The sequence below is a fragment of the Streptomyces sp. NPDC008086 genome (genome assembly GCF_042957325.1).
Classification (GTDB): Bacteria; Actinomycetota; Actinomycetes; order Streptomycetales; family Streptomycetaceae; genus Streptomyces.
Map to the genome: position 1 here is coordinate 186,249 of NZ_JBIBIA010000004.1, position 24,426 is coordinate 210,674.

General features: G+C 68.2%; 15 protein-coding genes. 4 read left to right on the plus strand and 11 right to left on the minus strand.

The features are described 5' to 3' along the window. Positions 1-420: 420 nt before the first annotated feature. The 5 genes from drmB to ACFZBP_RS15115 all read right to left on the minus strand — a co-directional run bounded on the left by drmB (position 421) and on the right by ACFZBP_RS15115 (position 12,610). A complete protein-coding gene (drmB, locus tag ACFZBP_RS15095) occupies positions 421-2,286 on the minus strand; it encodes a DrmB family protein (RefSeq protein WP_391413308.1) in 1,866 nt (621 codons plus the stop codon). Continuing rightward, positions 2,283-5,531: a helicase-related protein gene (locus ACFZBP_RS15100; RefSeq protein ID WP_391413310.1), complete on the minus strand. Its 3,249-nt coding sequence runs from the start codon at positions 5,529-5,531 to the stop codon at positions 2,283-2,285. The genes drmB and ACFZBP_RS15100 overlap by 4 nt, the downstream gene beginning before the upstream one ends. Further along, complete coding sequence (locus ACFZBP_RS15105) at positions 5,528-7,432, minus strand: UvrD-helicase domain-containing protein (protein ID WP_391413312.1); 1,905 nt, start codon at positions 7,430-7,432, stop codon at positions 5,528-5,530. Before ACFZBP_RS15105 ends, ACFZBP_RS15100 begins: the two co-directional genes overlap by 4 nt. Further along, complete coding sequence (locus ACFZBP_RS15110) at positions 7,429-12,201, minus strand: sacsin N-terminal ATP-binding-like domain-containing protein (RefSeq protein WP_391413315.1); 4,773 nt, start codon at positions 12,199-12,201, stop codon at positions 7,429-7,431. Before ACFZBP_RS15110 ends, ACFZBP_RS15105 begins: the two co-directional genes overlap by 4 nt. A gap of 196 nt (positions 12,202-12,397) precedes the next feature. Beyond that, positions 12,398-12,610, minus strand: coding sequence for a hypothetical protein (locus ACFZBP_RS15115; protein ID WP_391413317.1), 213 nt, complete (start codon positions 12,608-12,610; stop codon positions 12,398-12,400). Positions 12,611-13,161: 551 nt separating this feature from the next. Here ACFZBP_RS15115 and ACFZBP_RS15120 point away from each other — a divergent pair. Genes ACFZBP_RS15120 through ACFZBP_RS15130 form a run of 3 tightly spaced genes read left to right on the plus strand, consistent with a single transcriptional unit; the run spans position 13,162 to position 17,186 of the window. Then, positions 13,162-15,312 carry a helix-turn-helix domain-containing protein gene (locus ACFZBP_RS15120; protein WP_391413319.1) on the plus strand — a complete coding sequence of 717 codons (2,151 nt, stop codon included), beginning with the start codon at positions 13,162-13,164 and terminating at the stop codon, positions 15,310-15,312. 3 nt (positions 15,313-15,315) lie between these two features. Further along, positions 15,316-16,311, plus strand: a complete 996-nt coding sequence (locus ACFZBP_RS15125; protein WP_391413321.1) for a hypothetical protein — start codon at positions 15,316-15,318, stop codon at positions 16,309-16,311. Then, complete coding sequence (locus ACFZBP_RS15130; RefSeq protein WP_391413323.1) at positions 16,308-17,186, plus strand: DUF6339 family protein; 879 nt, start codon at positions 16,308-16,310, stop codon at positions 17,184-17,186. The genes ACFZBP_RS15125 and ACFZBP_RS15130 overlap by 4 nt, the downstream gene beginning before the upstream one ends. Before the next feature lie 50 nt (positions 17,187-17,236). On the opposite strand, the gene ACFZBP_RS15135 is transcribed toward ACFZBP_RS15130, so the two are convergent. From ACFZBP_RS15135 to ACFZBP_RS15160, 6 genes are all read right to left on the minus strand, one after another. Continuing rightward, complete coding sequence (locus tag ACFZBP_RS15135) at positions 17,237-18,616, minus strand: DNA cytosine methyltransferase (RefSeq protein WP_391413325.1); 1,380 nt, start codon at positions 18,614-18,616, stop codon at positions 17,237-17,239. An 11-nt stretch (positions 18,617-18,627) separates the two neighbouring features. Beyond that, the gene (locus tag ACFZBP_RS15140; protein ID WP_391413327.1) at positions 18,628-19,623 is read right to left on the minus strand and encodes a DNA cytosine methyltransferase; all 996 of its coding nucleotides are present in this window, start codon (positions 19,621-19,623) and stop codon (positions 18,628-18,630) included. Then, positions 19,620-20,021, minus strand: coding sequence for a DNA mismatch endonuclease Vsr (locus ACFZBP_RS15145; RefSeq protein ID WP_391413329.1), 402 nt, complete (start codon positions 20,019-20,021; stop codon positions 19,620-19,622). Before ACFZBP_RS15145 ends, ACFZBP_RS15140 begins: the two co-directional genes overlap by 4 nt. Positions 20,022-20,195: 174 nt before the next feature. Beyond that, complete coding sequence (locus tag ACFZBP_RS15150; protein WP_391413331.1) at positions 20,196-21,218, minus strand: SEC-C metal-binding domain-containing protein; 1,023 nt, start codon at positions 21,216-21,218, stop codon at positions 20,196-20,198. Between the two features lie 103 nt (positions 21,219-21,321). Further along, positions 21,322-21,753 (minus strand): hypothetical protein, encoded by a 432-nt coding sequence (locus ACFZBP_RS15155; RefSeq protein ID WP_391413333.1) that lies wholly within the window; start codon positions 21,751-21,753, stop codon positions 21,322-21,324. 98 nt (positions 21,754-21,851) lie between these two features. Beyond that, the gene (locus ACFZBP_RS15160; RefSeq protein WP_383454752.1) at positions 21,852-23,324 is read right to left on the minus strand and encodes a glycoside hydrolase; all 1,473 of its coding nucleotides are present in this window, start codon (positions 23,322-23,324) and stop codon (positions 21,852-21,854) included. A 271-nt stretch (positions 23,325-23,595) separates the two neighbouring features. On the opposite strand from ACFZBP_RS15160, the gene ACFZBP_RS15165 reads away from it, so the two are divergent. Next, entirely contained in the window at positions 23,596-24,399 is an 804-nt protein-coding gene (locus tag ACFZBP_RS15165) for a class E sortase (RefSeq protein ID WP_391413336.1), read from the plus strand. Positions 24,400-24,426: the final 27 nt, after the last annotated feature.

The window sequence follows — 24,426 nt, forward strand, 5'->3', positions numbered from 1 at the left end:
ACGGGCCACGCCCGTGAGGCCCAATCAGGTCCGGGAGCCGTGATCCCCCGTCAGCTGGCCGGAGCGGCCATGAGAGGCCATCAGCTGCGACGCCTGCCGAAAGGCTCCGCCCACCCGGCAAGCGAGCGCCGAACAGGAGGGCCTCGCTACGTCCCCGACAGGCGCGCGCTCCGCAAGAGAACCGAGGATCCGGTCGTACTGGGCAAGGTGTTGAAGGGAACCTCGGCGACCGAGGAGAGGAGGCGGAGATCGACGTCATCGCCGATCTCCTCCACTGGCTCAGGCCGCGGGGTTGAAGGCCCCGGTCCCGCCGAACCGCCTCATGACGATGCCGGCGGCATCTGGCCCCGCAAAGCCGGCGGCCCCAACGGCCAGGTGACTGGTGCGGATCGGCGGCTGCGCCCTACGGCCGGTCGGACGTCAGTGCCCCAGCATCGTCGCGAAGAAGCCCACATGAGGATCGTCCGGGGTACCGACGAGCAGCGCGCGGTCCAACAGGATGTTGTTGTGCTCGCAGCTCGTCTCCGGGAGCATCACGCAGGCGTGGCAGGCGGCGAGATTGGTCCCGCCGGTACCGGATACTTCGGTCTCGACGCAGAGCGGGTCGGAAGAGCACCATTCGGCTCTGTGGACGGCTGAACGGAGCGCCTGGTCGAGGCGATCAGGTTCGCCCTGGGCGACCAGACCGCCGAGACTGCCCGCCGAATCGCTCGTGGCCGTGTAGACGAGCACTCCGGCCATGTCGTCGGCTGCGTACAGGCGCTCGCGCAAGGCTGCGGCCGGGTAACCGGCATCCAGACTCCACTCGTCGATGAGTACATGGGCCAGCGTGTGCAGCAGCACCATGCGCGCTGTGGCGGGAGAGGAGATGACCCGGCTCGGGTCATCGGCCCGTTGGTCCAGCATTCGTTGGTGGGCGGTACGCATACGCTCGACCCGGGCTGCGACCGCCACGGTCTTCTCCCAGATGCCGAGTCGGTCCTCGTCCAGGCGGAGGAAGACGCCCTCGCCCCGGACCTCCATGGCCGGGAGCCAGCGCAGGAGGCGTTCGGACAGCGGCATCTCCTTGGGATCGGTCGTCGACTCGGCGTCGACGAGCCGCGTGAATGCCTTCAGGGCGCGCACCTCGCGAAGCTTCTTGACCAGCATCGGGCCGGTGACGCCGAGCGGTTCGAGGATGCTCTGGTCGCCCGATGGCGTCTCACAGACGAACTCCTCCTCGCGGGCGTGCTCGCTCTCGTCGTTGCCTGAGCGGAGACGCTCGTACTCCTTGTTGCGCAGGGCGCGGTAGTGGTGGTCGAAGGTGGGGGCCGTCTCGCCGTCGGGGTCCTCCTCGCGCTCGGCGTCGAGGAACGCCATCACCTCGTCCAGCGGTACCGGACACTGTCCCTTGAAAACACCTCTGAGGTAGATCTCCACGTGTTCGCGCTTGTCGTACTCACGCAGCGTGTCCCAGTGTTCGGCCAATGGGTCCGCGCGGCCACTACTCCACGGCGGAATGGAGAGCGCCGACTTCAACACCGGCTGCCACACCGCGGACGAACCGCGCTGCAGAGTGCGCAGGGGGAGTCCGCACCCGTCCGCGGCGGCGGACGCACCGAGCCACGGACGGGAGCCTCGGCACTTGAGGCCCAGGTCCTTGAGCGCTCTCCTCCGGAAGGAGCCCTCCATCGAGGCCTCGGGAACCTGCCCACAGGTACAGGAGACGAGGATGGAGCGCAGCGAGGAAGTGCGCCCGGACGTGCGCATCTTGAGCTTCCCCCCGCATTGTGCCGTCGTCGAGGCACCACGGCCCGTGGAACGGTGCACCCACTGCCAGTACGGGAACTCGTCGAGGTGCCCGGCCTCGCAGGCGACGACGAAGCGGGAGGGGACCAGGTCGACCTCGCAGGTGCCGCAGACACTTCGACCGGCAGGCGGGTTGAAGTCGCGATGTCGTTGCAGGTCGTTGCACTCGGGGCAGTTGTGCATCAGCGGAAAGCGTCGAACCCGGAGACCGTCCTTGCTGGTGTCGTCGGAAGCGGGCGGCAGCCGGAAGTAGTCGACGCCGAGCACTCGGGCCAGTCGCCGTTCGTGGATCCGCGGGGACTCATCACGACTCCAACTCTGCTCGGCCTCGTCGAGTCCCGAGACGATGAAGGACTCATGGTCGACGGCGATGAGCGACCCGACGCCGTACGTGGTGATCGCTTGGGCGCGACGCACAGCGCCACGCCGCGGAAAGTTGTGGGCGGGTGCAACGCCGCTCGCACCGGTCCGGCGACGGCGGGCAGGGGGCGGGGTCATCGCGTTCCTTCCATGAACAGGGCGGTCTCGGCGTCGACGTCACGCAGGCTCCACAAGGTGGGCCATGCCTCGATGTGCTCGGACTCGTCGTCGTACGCCTTCAGGACCGAGGGAGCACGACTGCCCCTCTGAGGCTCGAACAGCAGGCCGCTGTCAATGTCGGCCTCGGCGCACCACCACTCGACGAACTCGTCGAAGGCGTGGGACACCGCACCGGTCTCCGCCGGGGTGACCGCTTCCACGCGTTCCAGGAGGATCGACTTGATGCGGCCCCGGAGCACATCCTCGTAGGACTCGACCTTCCCGGCGCCATCGTTGGGTCGGGCGGCGGGGATCATGATGCGGGCGAGAGCGACGATCACCGCGTGCAGGCCCCGGTAGCGGGCTCGGGCGGAGAACGGGGTGACGGAGGTGGACTCCACCTCGCGGTACAGGGCCGAGTGGAAGTGCTGGAAGCTTTCGTAGTGGGAACGGTCGCGGGACCGGGCCGAGTTGAGCATGACTGCTACCAGGCCGGGGTGAGCGCGGCCGACCCGGCTGGTGGCCTGGATGTACTCGGCCGTCGTCTGCGGCTGGCCCATCACGGCCATGAGACCGAGGCGGTCCACGTCCACGCCGACCGCGATCATGTTGGTGGCCAGGAGGACGTCCACGGTGTCCTCGTCGGGCAGCCGCTTCTCGATGCCCTTGAGGCGGGTGGGGATCTCGCTGGCGTCGATACGACTCGTCAGCTCCGAGTAGTTGGCGACCGAGCGGACCTTTACGCCCTCGCGCTCGGCAAGCACCTCCAGATAGGCCACGACGTCGTCGTGGACCTGGAGTTCGGCTGCTGACAGCAGTCGGAGGCTGTTGAAATAGCCGACGAGACTCCAGTACGCGTCGCGTACCTCGTTCTCGGTCTTCGCTTGCTCGGCCCGGTGCAGCAGGGTGGCATAGGTGCGGATGAGCAGGGTGGCCTGGCTGGTGCCGGGGGCCAAGAGGCCGACGTAGCGGCGGCTCGCCTTTTCCTCGCGTGGTGTCTCCACGGCGAACCAGGAGTCGCGGGCGTCGAGACCGGCGGGCGGGAACTGTCGCACTTCGCGGGCGAAGAGGTGGCGTCCCTGGTCGGCGGCGCGACGGATGGTCGCCGTGGAGGCGATCACCTTGGGCCGGCCGGCGAGTGCGTCCACGGCGGTCTCGTAGAGGCCGGTCAGGGTTCCCAACGGACCGGAGATCAGATGGAGTTCGTCCTGGACGATCAGTTCCGGGGGAGGGGTGCCGCCGTCCGGGTCGTCGTCGCGGTTGAAGAGCGCGGAGGTCGCCGGACGCCACGGCATCGACGCGAACTTGTCGACGGTGGCGATCACCAGCGTCGGTCGGGCGTCGTACACCGCCTCGTCGATCAGGTGGACGGGCAGGCCGTCGGCGAAGTCGCAGTCCGTGCCGGGGCATCGGACGTGCATCCGCTTGGCGTCCTCGTCGGCCAGGTAGTTCCGTGCGTCGAGGCGGGTTCCGCACCAAGGACAAGCGTGCAGCTGGACGGGATTCTCGGTGGCGAGGCGCTTGTCGAGGTTCGCGCGGAGTTCGTCGAGCTTCAGGCCTGCCTCGGCCAGTGTGTTCGGGGTGGCCGAGCGTCCCACCCACATGCCGACGGAGAACTCCTCGTGCCCCAACTCGGGTGTTCGACGCCGCATGTGTTCCATGGCGCAGAGAAGGATCGCCGCGCGCTCGAACTGCTGGAGCGTGAGCAGCCGCAGCGTGTAGCGCATGAGGACGGTGACACCGCCGCCATTCGCACCCTTGCGGATACGGCGCAGGAACGAGGTGAGGGCGATCAGTCCGAGGTAGGCCTCCGTCTTGCCGCCACCGGTGGGGAACCACAGCAGATCGGAGATCTTCCGATCACGATGGTCGGGATCGTCGACGCCGGCCAGACACAGAAGCATGAAGGCGATCTGGAACGGACGCCAGCGACCGGCGGCCGTGTCGGGGACGCCGACGCGACCGCCCTTCACCCAGTCGCTGCGGGCACGCTGGTCGGCCATGGCGCGGTTGGCCAAGCGGAAAGCCGTCATCAAATCGGGCTTGGTCCGCAACAGCTCGATACCCTCGCGGATACGGTCGAGTGCCTCGCGGCAGGCCTTGACCTGCTCCCGTGCGGGTTCCTCGTGGGTCTGGCCGGCCAGGTCCTCGGCCTCGGCCGCCTTGCGGTCGATCCAGCTTTCGTACCCCCCGGCGAGGCCCTCCAGAGCCGTGAGGATCTCGGCGTTCGACTTCTCGGCCAGTCCCAGCATGGATAGCGCCGAGCTGTCGATCTCGGGGTTGGAGTCCGTGAGCAGTACCTCCACCGTTGGCACGAACTGGCTCCGCACCTCGGGGACGGCGATGTCCGGGGCCGTTTCGGTCACACCGATCGGCCATGGATTCCAGTCCCATTCAGCGGCACACCCGTGCCCGACGGCGAAGGTCGGGGCGTGGCGGTGGAGCAGCCGACTCGTGGCGACCTCCCGGTCGTGGGTGGCGTCCGGAGCCGGGCGTTCGACGAACGCGTCGGAGCCGTCGGCTGCCCGGACCGCCAGGCCGCACTGGAAGAGGGAGAACGCGTCCTGTAGATCCCACTCGCCGATCTTCTGAGTGTTGATCAACGTGACCGTGATCGTGACCGTGTCGGTGGTCCGATCGAGGGGGCGGATTTTGACGTGCAGTGACGCTTCGTCGCTGAGTTCGATCGGCTCTTTCGGAGCGGCCTCGGTCACGACGAACCGCTTGTCGGGGAAGGAGAGTTCCCTCCGACGCCATCGTTCCCGCTGGTCGGCGATGGTGCGGGCTTCGGCACGGCGGGCCGGGATGCGCTTGCCGTCGGCGTCGGTGGGGTCGTAGACGGCGGCTCGTGCCGAGATCACGATCGTGTCGCATATGGCTGGCTTGATCGCGAAGGTCAGGCCCATCGAGGAGGGGCGCCTGTCTCCCGAGGCACCGACCTCCGGCGGGGCGCCGGACTCCTCGCCGTCGCCGCGGTTGCTGACGGGTGCGTCGTCCAGACCGTCCTGTTTGGAGACCTCTTCCTGCTGCCGTTCCTTCGTGGCACGCGGATACAGCACGCCGGTCAGATAACGGTCGATCGGCGCGTCCTGGGTGAGGACCTCGCCTCGATCGTCCGGCGCCGACTCCTCGGACGGGCCAAGGAGTTCACGACGGAGCCCCACCAGGAGTTCCTCGTCCCGGACCCGGTAGTGCTCGGAGTGTCGGCCTGCCACCTGCGTCATGCGCCCTGCTCCTCGTGGTTGTCGGCTCTCCGGTATCGGCCGATGCCGGTGATCCGCGGTGCGATCCACACACCTCGCTCACCGAGTCCGGCATTCGCGCCGGCGGCTGTGCTGCCCGTCATGGTCTCCAGGGTGTCGATCCGCAGGCCGTGGATCTCGTCGGGCCACCAAGGGTCCCAGGTGCGATTCACCTTCTGCACCTGGAACAACTCCTGGCGGAACCGTTGCGACACCTCGCCGATCTCCCGCCCTTCGTGCACCAGGGCGTACGGCGGGCTCTCCGCCTCGCCCATCGGCAGGTCGTGGCGCCTGCGCAGCAGCACCTCGTGGCCGGGACGGACCTGTTCCAGGAGATACGCCTGCGTGGCGATGGTCTCTGCCTCCTGGCCGGGCGGGTCGTCCCGGTTCACGTCGCCCGGCTCGGCGACGATCCCGTACCTGTCGTACGACCGCCACGACCCGAGATAGCGACGGCCGTGGCGTCGGCTCCCCGCCCTCCTGAAGAGCGGGAGTTCGGGAGGGGCCACGTGGTACAGATCCTGGCGGGCGCGTGTCATCGCCACGTAGAGCGCGCGGGCCTCGGCGGGCAGGTCCAACTCGTCCTGGTACCGCTTGTGGAGTTCGGCGAGGGGTGGTGGTGTCAGGACGATCACCCGGTCGAACTCCAGGCCCTTGGCCCGATGCACGGTCGAGACCACGATCCGGGACGTCTCCGGATCGGCCGCCTCGTCGGGGAATCTGCCATCGGCGACCGCACGGCGCAGCCGGTCCAGATCGAGCACATCGCGCCCCGGTCCACGTGCGACCCGACGCATTACCGTCCACAGGGCGTCGACATTCGGCTCGTAGGAGAGAGGTATCTCCGAGAGGAGCACACGGAACCGGTCCTCGGTGAGGCCGGTCGCCTCCGTGCGGCGCAGCAACTCGGCCACCCAGTACGGCACCGGGCGCTCCTCCAGCGGGCGCCGCAGCCGGTGGTCGATGCCGTGTGTGTGCAGCAGGCCGGAGACCACGAGGGCCTGCTGGTTGTCGCGGGTGAGGACGGCACATGTGTCGGAGAGGTCCCGCAGGCCGTCCAGGGTGAACGCGTCGTCCAGGTCGTCCATGCCGTTCGCCGGGTCCAGGAGCCGGTCGCGCAGTTCGTCGTAGAGCGTTCCCGCCTCGTCCGGATCGCTCAGCTGCTGGAGACGGGGGCCGAGCGCCAGCGCGATCCGGGCCTCGGCGGTGACGGCTCGGAAGTTCCGTGTGAGATGCAGCTCCACCAGGTCGTCGGGATAGGAGCAGCGCAGCCAGTCGAAGAACCGGCCGGTCTCGTCCGCGCGTTCGCTGAGGTCCTCGATCTGGAAGCCGTAGACGGACTGGGCGGCGTCTCCGACGACGGTGAAGCCGCAGCTTTCCTGGTACCGGTCGAGAAGTGCTTCCACCAACTCTCGGCGCCCACCCAGCAGATCCTGCACCTCGTCGATCACGACATGGGCGGGTGGGACGGCATCGCCGATCTCCAAGGCACCCTTCTCGATCGCGCGGGTGGCGGCGGCGATCCGCTCGTCGAAACCCACCGCTGCCCACTCACCGTCCGGATAGGCCTGGAGAAGCACCTCGTAGGCCCACGCGTCGAAGGTCCGGGCACGCACCCGGTGGGCTCGTTCCCCGTGCAGGGCGATTCGTTCCCGCAGCTCCCGGGCGGCTGCCCGGGAGAAGGTGAGCACCAGGATCTCGGCGGCCTCCAGCGCCTCTTCGGGATCCTCGTGACCGCACAGAGCGTCGAGCCGGCGCACCAGGGTGTGGGTCTTGCCCGCCCCGGCGCCCGCGGTGACCAGAACCCGGGCGTCCCAGGGCTGCTCGACAACGGCCAGTTGCTCTTCGGTGAGCGGAGGGCTGTCCTGGTAGGCGTCGGTCACTTCCGGCTCCAGAGGTGCTCGAACTCATTGAAGGCGAGGTCGGTGTCGAAGTTGGTGATGTTGTCGCTGATGTTGAGGATCAGGCAGCTGTCCTTGCCGCCGTTCCGCCGTCCGCGCAGTCCGCGACCGATCATCTGCTGGTACACGTTGGTGCTGTAGACCGGCCGGGCCACGACCACGGCACGAGTGGCGGGAGCGTCGAATCCCTGGGTGAGCACACCGTAGTTGGTGAGAACCCGGATACGTCCGCTTCGGAAGTTCTCGATGCGAGTACGACGGTCCTGCGCACTGGTCGTCGAGTCCACGGCGGCGGACCGAACACCCCGGTCGTTGAGCATGGCGGCCAGGTACTTGGCGTGGTCGACAGAGGTGGCGAAGAGCAACGTCGGCCAGTCGCTGGGTAGTTCGGCCACCGAGTCGACGATGCGTCGACTGCGCGCGTGGTCGTCCGCGAGCCGCTGTTCGGCCGAGCGGGAGAGCATGGCCATGCGTTCCGCGTGCGTCTTCTCGTCCCGGGTGAGTTCGATACGGCCGCCCTCGAGGGTTCGGTGCTCGACCTGGGCGAGCATCCCCCAGTCCTGGAGGTCGCGATACGGGTCGCCCGACGGGAAGACTCCTTCGTCGAGTCGCCGATTGCCGAAGCGGCCGGCCAGACGGCGGGTCTCCTCCTCGTTGCGGTTCCGGAACGGGGTGGCGGTCAGGCCCAGGAGGTGCCGGCCGGTCTCGTACTGGGTGAGTCCCAGCCAGCCAAGGATCTCGGTGTACCGCTTGGAGATGGCGGTGTGCGCCTCGTCCACGATCACCAGCACGGCCTGCCGCAGCCAGGCGTACTGGTCGGTGCCCAGACACCGTTCCAGCTTGGCGTCGGTGGCGACCACCAGATGCGGGTGGTCGACCACGTTCCCGACCTCGTTCGTGCTCCACAGCCGGCTGATGGTCAGCGGTCGTTCTGCGCCGACCTTGCTCCAGACGAACTTCCAGCTCTGGACTGCCTGTTCGCACAGCTCCTCGGTCTGGGCGATCCACAACAGCGGACCCTTGAGGTCACCGACCCGTTTGACCCAACGGATCACGGCCTCTGCGGTGACCCGGGTCTTTCCGGCACCGGTCGGCAACGACAGCATGCCGCGCTGGGGCGCCAGTCGGTCGAGCATGGTGGAGATGTTCCGGACCAGGTCCTCCTGGTACTCGTGGAGGCTCGGGAAGTCCCGGGGGCCCTCGACGGTCTCGAACGGCGGCGGGGAAGGAGTCCTCGAACCGGCGAACGCGACAGGCAGCTTCAGTTCCGAGACGAACGCGATGGCCGCCGACGAACCTCCGTATGCGACCGGGGCGTTGGGAAAACGAGCCTGGATGTCCCGGGCGTGCTGCTGGAGCACTCCGTCACCGTGTGCGTTGAACGCCATCTGCGCGATCCGGCGCCCGGACGGCTCCACGCCGTCGCTCGCCTGCAGTTCGGCCTCCATCAGCCCTTCGGGGAGCCCGGTCCGGAGCGCGTCGGCACCGATCAGCAGCTCGATCTTGGCCACCACGTCCTCGGCCTCGCGTACTGCCTTCTGCGCTGCCTTCAGCTCGCTGTCCCGAGCCATACGGTCCTGGTGCTCCAGCACCGTACGGCAACCAGCGGCGCCGAGGCCCAAGCCGAGTTCGCGGTCGATCAGGCGCAGCATCGGCTCGGGGTCCAGAGGAACTCGGACCTTGACGGTGCTGTCCTGGCGCACGGCGTCCAGGGGAGAGGCATGTGTGCCGTTGGGTGTACGGGTGACCTCCTCCAGTTCGCTGCACCGTTGCACCATGCTGTTCCGGTTCCCGCTGTTCAGGCGCTGCCGCAGGGCAGGGAACAGCTCGACCAGAGGCACAGGGTCGCCCTCCGCGACTTCACGGGTTTCCAGGCTGATCACGTCGGCATACCGGAGCATGCCCCACTTCTCGATCATCAGCTCGGCGTCGGAGGCGGTCGGTACCAGCAACGCCGGGAGCTGCTCGGCACGCAGCGCCTGGTACTGAGCTGCTCCGACGGCGACGGTGATCTCGCCGTCGGGCCGGGTTCCCCAGACGTCGCCGATCCGGCAACGGGTCAGGGAGTCCTCGGGGAAGTCCGCACCGAACCGGGTCAGCATCACGTAGGTGGCGCCCACGAAGGAGTCGTCCTCGCTGCGGGTCACCTCGTCGAGAAGGGCGTCCCAACGGTCGGCGGGAACATCGTCCACGGTGGTCGGGAGCCGTAGCCTACGGGCCTTCTCGGGAGAGATGTCGGCGACCGGCAGCACGTCTCGGTAGTCGCCGAGCTGGGGGCCGACAGCCTCCTTCAGTGGCTTGATCCCCTGGGACGTGGCGACGGTGCCGAACTTCCACAGCATCCACCGGATCGGCGAGGGCACTGCCTGTCGGGTGTTGGTCTGCACACCCATCTGGCGCGTCCAGTTGTCCACCACGGCGTCGTCGGGCAGCACCTTCAGGAAGGCGGCGCGGGATTCGTCGGAGAGGGCGCGGAAGAGATGGAGCGGGCCACCGATCGCGGCACCCTCGACCTTCATACGGTTCAGCGCGGGGCGCGGGGCGCGACTGTCCAGGCTGCGCAGGTAGGCGGCGTGGAGGGCTTCGCGGTACTCCACGAACCACGCCTCGTCCTCCTGGGGCCTGACCCCACCGGAGGGTCGTTCTCGCAGGCCGACCTGTGAGAAGAAGGGGGTGTCGTCGGAGTGGAACTTCATGTCGACAGCGATGCTCGGGTCGCGCTTCGCATCGGCCACGACACCCGGCAGCATGCAGTCCTCGACCGGCCGGAACCGACCGTCGGCGGTCCGCACCCGGAGCGTCGAGCGCGGCGTGGGCACCCGCTCCAGGACTTTGTGGGCCAGCCGTCGGATCCCGGCCTGACGGAACAGCTCCCAGAACCGCTCCCAATCGGATTCGCCGTAGTGATCGAAGCCCTGATCGAGCACGCTGTCGAACCGGCCCTCGACATCGGCCTCCCGAATGCCCAGGACGTCGAGCGCGTGCGCCAGCGAGGGATCCTGGGAGAGCTTGTCGACCACGTACACCAGGGACTCGCGCAGTCCGCCCTGGTCGGCGCGGCGGTACACCTTGCCGTGCACGGGGGCGACGAGGCCGTGCTCCTCGGTGAGGATGATGTGGGCTTTGCGTGCCTCGTCGACGAACGGGGAACCGACCTCGATCATGTCGGCGAGAATGCGGACTGCCGTCGCGGACGCCTCGGCGGTGCCGCTCTCGACGAGTGCCTCCAACCAGTCGCGAACGTCCGCTCGTTGGTGCTTGGCCGCACCAAGGACGTGCTCGACCTTGCCGGAGCGCAGGGAGTCCTCTTCGACGCTCGGATGCAGCCAGTTCGACGGACGGTCCGGGCACTCGTGCCACCACCGCAGCCAACGGAGGAGAGACTTCGATTCCCTCTTCGGGTCCTTCGGACGAGGGTGCACACGCAGTTCGGCCGGCACGCGCAGCACGCCGTTCTGGTCGGGAAGCGATGCGTGCACCGCGGTGCGCTTCCAGATCTCCTCGGTCAGAAACGCGTCCGCCCAGCTGATCGCCTCCTTCACGCGGCCGGGCAACAGGGGGAGATAGGCGGCCGGGTCCTCGACAGGCGCCAAGGATGGGAGCGACTCGGCGACCAGTTGTGCCGCGGCTCGGATCATCTCCTGGTTGAAGGGCGACGAGTCCAGCAGGTTCTGTCGGTCCTCGTTCGTCTTCCAGGCGCCGTTGAGGATGCCGCTCAGCGACATCTCGTACTTGGTCGGGAAGAAGGACCAGAACTTGCCCCGTCCGCGCGATCGCGGGCTGACGTACAGACCGCTCTCCGGATCCTTCTCCAGGGCAGGGACACCCCAGGCGAGTTCGAGCGAGAGTCGGTCGTGCAGTTCTCCGGCATCCGCGCGGGCGCTCGGACCGGGTTCGTGGGTTGTGGTGAACACACGCCACCGTTCGGTGGCGACGGCCTTTCCTGTCCGCTCCTCGACCACAGTGTGCAGGTCGCCGGTCTGCTGGGCGGTCAGTGTCCGACGGGCCATCGGCCGTGGCCGGCGGTCCTCCAGCACGACCTTCGCGACGTGTGGCGAGAAGAGCTGGAAGCCGACCGGGAATTCTTCGCGGGGCTCGCCGTGGTCCTTGGCGCGTCCGCCGTGCATGTCCCGGCCCAGTCGGTCATCCGCCTTGGGGAGCAGGGGCAGCCGAACGACCGTGGTCGCCCAGTTCAGCAGCTCGTTCAGGACGTGATCGGAAGCGCGCTCGGCCTGCACGTCCAGAGGTCGGGCCATCCGCAGCACGGGAGCGTCGAACTCCGGGCCGTAGCGCGCCGTCACACCGGGCACGGCCTTGATCTGCTCGTACGACCACGCGCGGTCGAATCCGAAACTTCCGGTGCTGCTGAAGAATTCCGGCGCGTCGGTCACCACGAGAACCGATTTTACGCCCACCCCGAAACGACCGATCTGGCCGCCACGCTTCTTCGACATACTCATCCGGAGGATTGTCTCCGCGCCTTCCGAGGTTACCGGATTGCCCTCGTTCGCGCAGTACAAGTGGGTGTCTGTGAGGACGACATAAACCCGCCCGCCCGACTCTTCGGCCATTTCGTCTGCCGCGTTCTGAACGAGCTCGAAAAGCTGCCGGTCGCCATATCCGCCCTGAGTGATACGGCGCTCGCCATTGGCGTGCTCAGCTATGAGACCGGGGTCCACGGCATAAGTCTGCAGGACACGCGAAGACTGTTCGAGAACGGTTTGAATAACCGAAGAGGACGATGACGGCACTGCTTCTGCGCTCCTGGGGTATCAAAGGTCCGGACGAAAGAGTGAACAGCGGGCCGGCCCACCGGCTTCGTCGGCCGGCCCGTGTTTGGCGTGGCGGCTGGGCGTGAATTTCCACAGTGCCTTCGTGGAGCGGAGGGCTCACGGTGAAGGCGTTGGTTGTTGCGAGACCGAGACTTGGGGCCTGCGACGTGCTGAATCAGGCCGGGGGAGCGGCCTCGTCCGGGACGTCCGGAAGCTCTTGAACCAGCTTGGCCAGGACCGGGAACCTGGTGGTGAGATCCTCACCGGACAGGTCGTGCTCGTAAAGAATCTCCTCGACCTCGGCCTTGCTTTCTGCTGTCTTGATTACCAACTCGAATGAGCTCGACTCCCGAAGCGAGTCCAGCGATTCATTGTCCTGTTCATTCATGGGTGGTCCACCCCTGTTGGTCGCATCCTGCAGTTGCACAGGGGTGCATTCGGCACACGTCCCCCGTGTGGAACGGAATAGGCAGAGTTGATGCCTTGATTCAGGTTTCTTTTCCCCAAATTAAGCTAGCGGGTGAAGGTCTGGTGCTGCCAGTCCTTTTCGAGAAACGTTTCTCTGCAAGGGCCGTGGTGGAGGCGTCGGCTGGGCGTATGGCTAGATTTTGGACGGAGCTCTCCCCCGGTCGCCCGTGCTTCCCGACTTCGGATTTCGTGAGCGAGATGGATTCCCCCATCGTCAACGAACATATCGGCAGTCACTCGAACGCGCAACCCCAACTCCCGCCCCTCCAGGGGGACTTGGAGGCTCCGTCGCAAGAAGTGTCACGTAACGGTGATGAACTTGACCATTTGTGACAAGTCGGGCATCAGGCTGGGATCGTCTGGCTGATCGAGCCCGATCAACTGTTGGTTGACGCTGCTGCACGTGTCAAATTACTCTCGTGGCACACCCTGCGATCAGCATGGGGACTCCGAGGAAAGAGCAGGCGGCACGTGGAGACAGGTGAGGAGTTCGGGCCCTGGTTGGCCCGGCAGCTCAAGCTCGCGGGGAAGACACAGGCCGAACTGGCCGACGAGCTGAACCTGACCCGGGCCGCGGTGTCCGCCTGGATCACCGGCAGGTCGACTCCGCGACCGACGGTCATGACGGACATCGCCAAAGCGCTGGGCACGGACGTGGGTACGGTCCACACCCGCACCACCGACACCCAGGCCGGCCTCCCGGTCACCTGGTACCACCGCCCCGGCTACCCCGACGGCGGCCGTGACCTGGGCAACGCCGCCGCCTTCGCCTTCGACGCCGACGTGCAGGTCCTGGCCCGCGAAACCTGCCAGAACAGCCTCGACGAGCGGTTGACCGAGAACGGCCGCCCGGTCCGTGTCCGTTACACCCTGCACGAGCTGACCGGTGAGGCCCTGGACGCCTTCCGCGAGGCGATCCTCTGGAACGACCTCTTTCCGCACTACTCCGCCGTCTCGGAGGCCGCCGGAAATCAGAAGGTCGGCCGGGTCGTGGATGCCGGGGTGCGCGACATGTACGAGAAGGGCCGCCTGGTCCTGCTCCGCGTCGACGACTACAACGCTTCCGGGCTCATCGGCGACGACTACGCTGACGGCAAGTTCGCCGCCGTGGTCAGACGTCAGCTGGAGAGCCTCAAGTCCGGTCCTGGCGCGGGTGGTTCGTACGGCCTGGGCAAGGCGACGCTCTGGGCCACCAGCGCCCTGGGACTCGTGCTCATCAACTCCACTTTGTCCGTGCCGCACGAGGGACGTACCGAGCGACGGGTCATCGGCCGTCTCGAGCTGCCCTGGCGTGAGGTGGACGGCGAGCCGTACGCGGGCCCCGCGTGGTTCGGCCGGCCCGACCCCGATTCGCCCGGTGCCATGGTGGCCCGCTCCTGGTGGGCGGACGAGGAGACCGTGGCACGGCTGCATCTGACGAGAGAGAGCGACGAACCCGGTACGTCCTTCCTCATCGTCGGCGCGCACGACGTGGCCAGCCTTGAGGGGAAGTCCGACGCCGACGACGAATCCATCGGTGATGAGGAGGGCGACGAGGACACGCGTGACATCCGCAAGATGCACGGGCGTCTGGTAGAGGCGCTGGGGCGTGACTTCTGGGCAGCGATGACCGGCGGCGGGAGCAGGCTCCCTCTGTTGGAGGTCTCTGTCCGTGCCTTGCGGAACGGCAAGGAGGTCGTGCCGGAGAAGCAGGTGGACCCGTCTGCCGAGCAACCCGCCCGGACTCGTGCCCTCAAGGCGCACTATGAGGGCACCACGGTGGATCGCCTTACCGAGGCCGGGCAGGTGGCGGCGCGGAACGTTCCGCTGAAGCTGCCGCTCTCCGGTGGCACCCACGGGACGCTCGGTACACACCAGGCGGTCCTGCTGGTCACCGAGGCCGAAGGCGACAGGGATGGGGACGGGGGCAAGAACCAGGTGCACTCATTGCGCGGCAACCGCATGACCGTCAAGAGCAGCGGGGTTCAGAGGTTGCCGCTCGGGACCAACCCCTTCCAAGCCGTTCTGCTGGTGGGCGAGGCAGCCGGAGAAGCGGCCCCCTTCGCGAAGGAGGCCGAGGAATTCCTGCGCGCTGCGGAACCGCCTGAGCACGACCGCTGGGGACAGACGGAGGAGCTGACCCTGCGGTGGTCTCCGTCCGCATACCGGCGGATCAGCGCGCTGACCACCGAGGTCAACAGCGCGGTCAGGGAACTCGTCGCACGGCCCAAGCGCAGCAGCCGCGAAGGCGGTGAGGCCGTACGCAAGGCGTTGACCGTGAGAGCGAGGCCCAAGGCCAAGGCACCCACCGGGCCGGTGATTCCGGTGCTGGACAGGCTCGACGCGACGGTCGGCGATGACGGGGAATGGCGGATCACCGCCGAAGTGAGCATCCCGCGTGGCGACGAGATCGTCCCGATGGTGCCGGTCGCCCAGCTGGACGTGCGCTCCGGAGGCCGCCCGAAACTGGACTGGGCGGAGCTCGTGGCAGTAGAGGGCTGCGAGGTGGAGGACGGGACCCTGCGCTTCCCGCCCGGCACCCGTCGTGCGAAGTTCCAAGGTTCCACCGATGTCACCAGCCACCCCGTCAGAACGACGCTCACCCGCCTCGTCGTCGAACTCCGTGCCGGCAAGGGGGAGTGACGCGTGAAGATCTACCCGTACAAGCGGCTCAACCGGCCGGTCACGCTCAGGGTGACCTCAGTCTCTCTCAGGCTCGCCGACGGCACCCGCGACCAGTTGGAGACCACGGCGTACTCGACCCAGCAGCAGGCCGTCGCGCTAGGCCTCGCTGGCCACACCGACTGGGTCAGCGCCACCGTCGGCCTCTCGGTGACACTGCCGCCCGGGGCGAACGCGCCGGACGCGGCCTGGTCCGATCTGCGTGTCCTGGCCGTGCTGACGGACGGTGAGACCAATATCCGCACCTCCGCGGAGCTCACGCGTGACGCGCCGGACGGTCGGGACTGGTCGGGCTCCGTGGAAGTGCTCCGAGACGACCACTTGGGGCGAGCCTCCCTCGCCGTGCACGCCGTCGGGACGGTGGACGGAGTGCACGGACGGTCGATCGCCGAGACCGACCGGAGCTGGCTCATCGACACGGCCTCCGACGAGCCGGTCCGTGGACTCCAACTCGACGTCCAGACAGCATCGTTCAAGAGAAGCTCCCGGGAGTGGCTCCAGGCCTACGCCGATGCGCCCTGGATCGTGGACGCCTCGGCCAGAGTCCCCACCGTGTTCGTGAACACCGATGTCGAGGGCGTCATCAGCCTGTTGGACAGCAACGGCTCGGGTGTGGAGAGCAAGGTGCGTGACCTCTTGGTCGCCCAGATGGCCACCGATGTCTGGACCGCGGTGTTCCACGGTGCCATCGGCGATCTGGAGGTGGAGCCCGGCGCCGGCCCGGTCTTCCCGACCGACTGGCAGGGCGAGGTACTGCGGGAGATGCTCCCGGACGTGATTCCCGGCGTGCACGTCGAGGAGGCCCTACGACAGGTCCACCGCCGACGTACCGGCGACTCCGGCTGGGTGGAACTCCAGACGCGTATCCACTACGCGGCGGTCCGCCGAGCCGATGCCTCCAAGGCGCTCGCCCATGTCATCCGCAGCCTGGAACAGATGAACCGCGAGAGTGAGACGTGATCACGCAACCGAACCACGTACCGGAGCGCCTGGGACTGCTCGCCACCTCGGCCGTCGATCCGTTCCTCACCGAGGAACTGCTCAAAGGCGAACAGGTCCACGGCGGTATCGATCTCGCCAAGGTCGTCGAGCCGCTCCCCGAGGACGACGCCAGGTGGTGGGTCGAGCCGGTCCGAAGCCTGATGGAAGACGCCATGTTCGAGTTCCGGGAGGACCGCACCCGAGCTGATGCGTGGTTGGCGCCCAGGCTCCACGCCACGCTGCGCCTGACGCGGCGAGAGGCTGCGGACAAACGTCTGTGGAACCACATCGCCCTCGCGGTGGCTCCTGACTACGTCGTCTGGCGTCACCGGTCGGAGCCGACGGCGAACAGGCCGGAAAGACGCGTCGCTGCGGAGCGCTTCCGCGGCCCCGCGGACCGTCAGTGCTTCTCCCGCCTGTGGTGGGCGGCTGAACTCTTCCGGAACGGGCCGGACTATGAGCCGGTCGAGGTCGCCTGCGGAAACCAGGACCTCATCCACACCGTTCTCCGGAGTGGCTTGGTCGACCACCGTCCCACCGCCCAGGCCCTGGTCCGCCTACTGAAGGGCGGACAGGTCACCACCGGGCGAGACGTCGTCGGCCTCAGCATCGCGATCAACGCGGCCGGGGCGACCCTGATCTACGACGTCCTCGCACCGGACGAGCGCAGGGACCCCTCCCTGTTGCGGGACTGGATCGCAGAGGCGGAATCGGCACCACCGGTCGAGCGGTACGAACTGCCGACGGGACCCGACGAGGATCCTGTTCCGGAGGAGTCCGTGGCCGCACTCACCAGCTACTTCGCTGAGCTGTTCGAGACTGCGCCGGTCAGAGGCAGGAAGAGCGGGGACTGACCTGGCGCTGCGGCGAGCTGCCGCAGCGCCCTCCGGCAGTGCCCGGCCGCCTACTCCACCGGGACCTTCTTGGTCTTGCGCGGGCGCATGGAAGAGGGTGGCGGCACCTGGTCCTTGGGCCGCGGACACCTGTCGGTGCAGGCGTCGGCGGCCCCGCAGCCGTTGCTTCGCAGCTTGGCCCGCTGCTCCTCCGTGGCTGGCTGCCACGGCTTCCGCAGGTCCTTCGGGCCCGGCCTGGGAAGACCGAGCGCGGCGCTCAACAGGTGCGCACCGAACAGGGGCGGCACCGCGTTGCCCACCTGCTGGGCCTGCGCCGTACCGGACCACGGATAGTCCGGTGGGAAACTCTGGAGCATCCCCGCCTCATTCATGCTGAACCGTGCGCCCTCGTAGACGATGCCCTCGTTGAGGTGCTGAAAGACCACGAAGCGGCTGATCTTTCCGGTCACGGTGAAGGCGGGTTGCCGGTCGCCTCGCACGCCTCGTCGCCCGGGGTGACTGGAGCTGCCGTAGTTCGAGCGAACCAGGAAGGGAGTGCGTCGCCCCGGATGTGAGCCCACCGGGTTCGCGAGGACGTCTCCCATCGACCTCCAGGGCAGGAGATCCTCGTCGCCTGTCGCCCGGTGCTCATCGGTCTCCGGTTCAGTGGCGTCGTAGAGAGTCGGCTGATGTACCTCGCCCGGGGCCTGATCGTGTTCGTTCTTCCCGTTCCTTCGGTTCCATTCCTTGGCTTCGTAGGAATGGTGCGTCGGCGCGGGAAGCGAGGGCTCACCCAGCCCTTCACGCCTGGCGATCAGTACTGCGCGGGACCGCGTCTGCGGAACCCCGTAGGTCTCGGTGGCGAGGACATCGACGACGACCTTGTACTTGGTCCCGTCGGGGAGCCCTGTCTCCTCCAGCACCTTGGCGTAGTGCTTCCAGAGCTCCTCGACCTCGCGGACCTGTTCCAGGACGATGACGTCGTACGGGCGCTTCTCCCGGTTCGGGCTCCGGGTCGCCTGAATGGCATATCGCAGGGGCTCGAGGACCAGCGCGGTGCGTGGATCGCTGAGGGTCTTCAGATCCTTGTCGATCTCCTCGTCGGACTCCCCCGCCATCAGCCGTTCCATGTACTCCTTGACCCTGTCCAGGGCCTGGCGCCCGGCGCCGTGCCCGGCCACCGAGTACGTCTGGCACGGTGGGCCACCCGCGAGCACGTTGATCTCTGGCGGCAGCGACTCGAAGGCGTCCCTGCGTACCGCGCTCACGTCGGCGTGGAGGGTGTCCAGCCCTGCCGCGTACCGCGTGAGACACGCACTCTTGTCCCACTCGATGCCGAGACTCGGGATGTCGAGCGCATGCCCGGCGACGTCCAGCCCTCCGGGACCTGCGAAGAGGTCCAGGACAAAAGGCTTGTCGAGGATGGGATGGTGGGACGCCGTGCTGGTCATGTGGCGGAAGTCTAGCCGGCCACGGGGACTCGTGGATCCCCAACCAGCGCTTCGGCTATGGCTCGACCCAGGGCCTCTCCGACGGGCGGCGGCGTCGCATGTCCGACCTGACGGTATCGAGCGGTCTTGAGTCCGGCGATTTCCCACGTGGCGGGAAAGCCCTGCAACAGAGCCGCCTGCTCAACCGTGATCTTCACCATGTTGTCCCTGCCGAGTTCGGGATTCCATATGAAGTCCGGGCCAGGGACGGCGTTACCCACGGTGTGTGCGTTGACACCCATGGTCGCCCACTTGCGCTTGGCTCCGGTCGGTCCCAGGTCGGCGCCACCTCGGTTCTTCGAGCCTCCGACCAGTGTCGGAGCGGGCTGATCCGCTTGGGCGGCCCAGCGGGAAGCGTCCGTCCATCCCCGTGACGCCATGGTCGGACCCAACGCGGCACCGACCGTCAGCGGCTCTTGAACGGTGGGTGTCGGCGGTCGAAATGCCCCGGCACATCGCCGTTCGATGGCTACCAAGACGCCTTGCTTGCGGTTCTGGGGCACGCCGAAGTCGACGGCGTTGACGACGAACCAACTGAACTCGTACCCCAAGTGGGCCAGTTCGGCTCGGGCGAAGTCACGGAACTGCTGATAGTCGTCCGAGTGGGCGAGTCCGGGAACGTTCTCGATCAGTACCGCCCGGGGGCGGATCGCGTGGACGAGGTACACGGTGGCTTCCAGCAACCGCACCTCCACATCCGAATCCGCCCGCTTCACCGTCGCACTCGACTTCACCCGGGGCAGTCCCGCCGCGAGGAGGTCCACGTCATGGCTTTCGCGGTGATCGTTCGGATCGAAGCCCAACAGGTCGGTGTGGAGCACGTTCCAGTGCGGTCGGTTGGTCCGCAGAGTCTGGACGGCGTCCTCGTCGTCGTCCAGCAGCAGGCGCGGCTCGAACCCCGCTCGCTCCAGCCCAAGGGCGAGTCCGCCCGCCCCCGAGCACACGTCCACGAAGGTCAGGCCCCTCATGTCTTCCTCCCCTTGGTCCTTTCCGCTCGACGCCGCTCCACGGCCGCCCCCACCCGAACGGCCACGTCCTCGGGGGCCTCGTGCTCCCAGAACCGCAGCACCGTCCAGCCCTCGGCGATGAGGTGCTCCGTCGTCTCCCGGTCGCGGGCCATGTTCCGGTCGAGCTTGTCACGCCACCACTGTGCGTTGGCCTTCGGCTGCGTCGCGTGCTGCGGGCACCCGTGCCAGAAGCAGCCGTCGATCAGGACGGCCACCTTCGCTCCGGTGAAGGCCACGTCGATCCGGCGCCGAGCCATGCCCGGTACCGGGTACTCCACGCGGTAACGCAAGCCCGCCGCATGGAGGAGGCGTCGCACGGCCAGCTCGGCCCTCGTGTCCTTGCTGAGTTGCCGGGACATGCGTGCTGATACTTCGGGGGACGAGGGGAGGGCGCCAGGCACAGGAACATTCTGCCGGCGCGGAAGGGTGTGCATGGCAGTCTCCCCTGTCTGCGCGGGGTGGGCCGGGTGGGCCGGGGGTTGTCGCTGCCGGATGTTGGGTGGGTGAGGGAACTGGCTGCGGCCGTGGTTCCGTCAGCTCTGTGGCCCCGTTCCGTGGCAGTCGCCATACGACTCCCCCGACCCGCACCAGCAAACCGCCCCCCGCTGCGGCGGCCAAGCCACAGCCCGCCCCCGTGCCGCCAACGTCGTCGCGTACTGCGGCAGCAGCGTCGGGTCCTCCGGGGAGGACAGTTCGGAGGCTGCGAAGGCCTCGTATGACGGGACCGTTCCCGTGACGATGCCCAGGTTGGGGGTGCCCGAGGAGGCCAGTTCTCGGAGGGAGGCCTCTATCGTGCCCAGGTGCTCCTCGTGCGAGGGGTACTCCGCCGCCAGCGAGGGATACGCGGTGACCAGTTCCGCCAGTTCCCCCGCCGTCCAGTGCAGGACCGCCACCGGGAACGGGCGGGACAGGGCCTCCCGGTAGGCGCCCAGTTCGGCGCGGAGGCGGGTGATCTCGGCCTCCAGTTCCGCCGGGTTGTCCGAGCCGAGGGACCAGACGCGCTTGGGGTCGTGGAGTTCGTCCAGAGAGATCGGCATGGAGTGGAGGGTGTCCGCGAAGGTGTCCCACTCGTCGTGGGGTACGCCCAGCATGCGGCGGACGCGGTGGCGGCCGAAGAGGAGGGGATGGGTGGCGTACGGAGGTTCCGGTACGTCGGTCAGGAGGAGGGTCACTCCCTGGGTGAACGTCTCCTGCGCCTGCTCCAGCTCGTCGTGGGACTCCAGGGCCTCCGCGACGATCACCCACGGGGCCGGGTCCCGCGGCGCGGCTGCCCGGACGCCCTCGATGATGGCCCTGGCCTCTGCCTCGTGGCCGTACTCCCAGAGGTTCGAGGCCTTCAGGGCCCGTACCAGATGGGGGTCGTCCAGGGGGGTCGACGACGACAGCAGGCGGTCGTAGAGCGCGGTCGCGGCGGGGCGGTCGCCGGACAGTTCCAGGTGGGCCGCGGCCTGGAGGAGCAGGGCCTCGGCGTCCTCGGGGTAGAGGCCGGCGGTTCGCTCCAGGCGTGCCGCTTCGGCGGCGTGGTCGACGTTTTCGGCAGGCGTGTCGGGGCGCATGGCAGACACCGTACTGGCTGGGGGTGGCGGTGCGGAGAACAGAGGGGGGAAGAGGGTGCAGATATTGCCTGGTCGAGGCGGGCGCGGACCATGGAACCCCTGGTCACGTCTGCGCCAGGCACAGCAGCACCAGGAACGGCACCGGGACCAGCGTCGCCATCGCCAGCCATCTCCCGGGGCGGTCGTCGGCTCGGCGGCGTGGGCCCAGGACGTCCACCGTCAGCACCGCGAACAGCAGGATCGCTCCCGTCACCGCCAGCAGGAACATCATCACCGGTGCGTGATCGAGGGTGTGGTAGTCGCAGTTCGACATGTCCGGCCTGGTCGCGAAGGCGTCGCAGGTCGAGGGCAGGTAGTCGGTCAGCAGCCAGTACGCCAGGTACAGGGGGATGACCGCGGGCACCCCGATGGCCAGGTTCGCCAACGCGGGCGCCACCAGGCCGGGGCGGCGGCGCCCACGCTCGTCCGGGCTCCTGCTCTCATGCTTGCTCTCGCCCCTGCTCCCACCTGCCGCTTCCACGGCTGCTTTCGTCATGTGACGCACGACGTTCCGGGAACGCCTCCGGTTGCGTCACACCCGCACCCTCCGACCCGCACCCGCACCCTCAGATCACCACCCTCAGATCACCACTCTCAGATCACCACCCCGTCGATCTGCAACGTCTGCACCGCCTTCGCCGCGAACGGCACCGCCACCGACTTCCCGCTCAGGAACGTGTTCGAGTACGACCGGTACTGGTCGCCGCCCGTCGTCACCGTGTTCCAGCGGGGGACCAGGCCGCCCGAGCCGCCGCTCACCGTGGTGAAGCGGGAGAGGTCGAAGGTCAGGGTCTGGGCCGACGTCGACGTGTTCACCGCGACGATCACCAGGCGGCGCGCCGCCGCGTCGTAGGCCGCCGCCGCGTAGCTCACGCCCGTGTCGAGGATGCGCATGCCGGGGCGGATGTGGCGGCTGAACTGGGCCATCACGTAGTACTTGGTCTGGATGGTGGTCGGCTGGAGCGTGTTCGCGTCGTAGGCGATCATCGCCCAGCCCGTCGACGGGTCCATGACCTGCCAGTAGCACCAGGCCGTCGGGTGCAGCCAGCGGAAGTCGTAGCAGAGGTTCGACGCCAGCGTCAGGCCCGTGCCGTCGCTGTCGCCCGTCTCCGAGTTCCACAGCTTCTTGCCGGAGGTCGTGACGACGTCCGTGTAGAGGAGGTCGCGGCGGCCGCCCGAGCCCTGGTAGCCGTGCACGTTGACCTGGCTGACCAGGGACTTGGTGGCGGAGTTGAAGGACGACCAGGTCGAGCGGGCCGTGTCGATGTTCGTCTCGTCCGACGCCGCGATGCGTACGCCCGTCAGGCCCCGCTTGTCCAGCTCGCTGCGCATGTACGGGAGTACGGCCGCCTGGACCGCCGGGTCCATGTGGCAGCCCTCCTGGGTGCCGGTGGCTGTCCACCAGGTGGAGGCCGGCTCGTTGAAGGGGTCGACCGTCGCGAAGTTCACGCCCCAGTTCGACCGCGCGTACAGGGCCGTCGCCGCCAGGTGCGAGGCGTGCTGGCGGTAGTTCCAGGTCTGGAGGTTGTTGCCGCCGCCTGCGGCGCCGGAGGGGTTGTGGTTGGAGCACATCCACCACATGGGGGAGTTGGCGAAGAGTTCCGTGGTCGCGCCGCGCGCCGTCGCCTTCTGGAGCATCGCGCGCTGGTTGGCGTCGGCCGTCCAGTCCCAGGCCGAGGAGGTGGGGTCCTCGTTGTTCCAGTCCTGCCAGAAGCCCTCGATCTGCTTGAAGCCGGGGATGTTGGGCGAGGCGACCATCGACTCGCCGTTCACCGAGTTCCAACTGCACGCGCCGAGGTTGTAGCGGGCGATGTTGAGGCCGAGGCCGGGGAGGGTGGTGCCGTTGTAGGTCACCGAGTTGGTGGTGAAGAAGAGGTCGGCGAAGTCGTTCCGGTTGCCGAAGACGTTGGCCCACCAGGCCAGGGAGGTGCCCCAGCCCTCCCAGGTGCCGTACGACGTGCCGGGGTTGACGGCGATGGTCGCGTCCGCGTGTGCGGTGCCTGTCGCCAGGGCGCCGCCGACGAGGGCGCCACCGGTCGCCGCCAGCAGAGTTCTGCGTCGGATCATGACTTCTCCGCTTTCGCTCAACGGCCGGTCGTCGTCGAACCGGCGTCGTGGCCTGTCCCGCTGATGCCGACAGGCAGCATCGGGTGTGGCAGGTGAGGTTGTCGAGGGTTTCAACAGCCCTTTCTCCAACCTGTGGAGGAAGTGTTCGGGGTACCGGACGGCGGCCCGGCGCGGACCCAGACGCGCGCCGGCCGCGCACGGGTCTGGAGAGCTTGCGCCCCAGCGCCTATCGTGCGGGCGGCCCCGTCGCCCCGGTGGAGGAGGCTCACGGATGGTGCGGGTTCGCGTCGTGCGGCACAGCGGGCTTCGGCGGCGTGCGCTGCGGCGGCGGGTGCTGTGGAGTGGCGGGGAGGCGCTCGTCACCGTCGGGGTGGTGCTTCTGCTGCTGGTCGTGCACCAGGTGTGGTGGACCAACCGGGAGGCCAGGGAGGGGGCCGAGCGCGAGGTCCGGGCGCTGGAGCGGACCTGGGACGGCGGGGGTGGCGCGGGCGGCGACTTCCCTACGGCCGGTGCGGCGCCGCCCGATTCGGCTGGGGCCACGGCTACGGCCACCTCCGCGCCCACGGCCCCGGCCGCCGGCTCGCCCGACCGCTCCACCGGTGCCGCCACGCCCTCGCCCGACTGGTCCCGGGCCTACGCCATCCTCACCATCCCCCGCCTCCACCTCCGCGTCCCCGTCGCCGAGGGCGTCAGCAAGAGCCAGGTCCTCAACAAGGGCTACGTCGGCCACTACCCCGGCACCCAACAGCCCGGCCAGCCAGGCAACTTCGCCCTCGCCGGGCACCGCAACACCCACGGCGAGCCCTTCCGGTACCTCAACCGGCTCGCGCCCAAGGACACCGTGCGGGTCGAGACGCGGAGTGCGACGTACACGTACGCCGTCGACAAGGTCCTGCCGCAGACCACCGCGCACGACGGGAGCGTCCTGCGGGCCGTGCCGCGCTCCACCGCCCGGCCGGGCCACGGCTACCGCGACCCCGGCTACTACCTCACCCTCACCACCTGCACCCCCGAGTACACGTCGAAGTACCGGCTGGTGGTGTGGGGCAAGCTGGTCTCCATGAGGCCACGCTGAGGTGCGTGTAACGTACGAACATCAGGA

What these genes read in the sequence shown, in the direction of transcription:
- drmB (WP_391413308.1), bottom strand. Translation starts at nt 2,286, where the DNA reads ATGACCCCGCCCCCTGCCCGCCGTCGCCGGACCGGTGCGAGCGGCGTT.
- ACFZBP_RS15100 (WP_391413310.1), bottom strand. Translation starts at nt 5,531, where the DNA reads ATGACGCAGGTGGCAGGCCGACACTCCGAGCACTACCGGGTCCGGGAC.
- ACFZBP_RS15115 (WP_391413317.1), bottom strand. Translation starts at nt 12,610, where the DNA reads ATGAATGAACAGGACAATGAATCGCTGGACTCGCTTCGGGAGTCGAGC.
- ACFZBP_RS15135 (WP_391413325.1), bottom strand. Translation starts at nt 18,616, where the DNA reads ATGACCAGCACGGCGTCCCACCATCCCATCCTCGACAAGCCTTTTGTC.
- ACFZBP_RS15140 (WP_391413327.1), bottom strand. Translation starts at nt 19,623, where the DNA reads ATGAGGGGCCTGACCTTCGTGGACGTGTGCTCGGGGGCGGGCGGACTC.
- ACFZBP_RS15145 (WP_391413329.1), bottom strand. Translation starts at nt 20,021, where the DNA reads ATGTCCCGGCAACTCAGCAAGGACACGAGGGCCGAGCTGGCCGTGCGA.
- ACFZBP_RS15150 (WP_391413331.1), bottom strand. Translation starts at nt 21,218, where the DNA reads ATGCGCCCCGACACGCCTGCCGAAAACGTCGACCACGCCGCCGAAGCG.
- ACFZBP_RS15155 (WP_391413333.1), bottom strand. Translation starts at nt 21,753, where the DNA reads ATGACGAAAGCAGCCGTGGAAGCGGCAGGTGGGAGCAGGGGCGAGAGC.
- ACFZBP_RS15160 (WP_383454752.1), bottom strand. Translation starts at nt 23,324, where the DNA reads ATGATCCGACGCAGAACTCTGCTGGCGGCGACCGGTGGCGCCCTCGTC.
- ACFZBP_RS15165 (WP_391413336.1), top strand. Translation starts at nt 23,596, where the DNA reads ATGGTGCGGGTTCGCGTCGTGCGGCACAGCGGGCTTCGGCGGCGTGCG.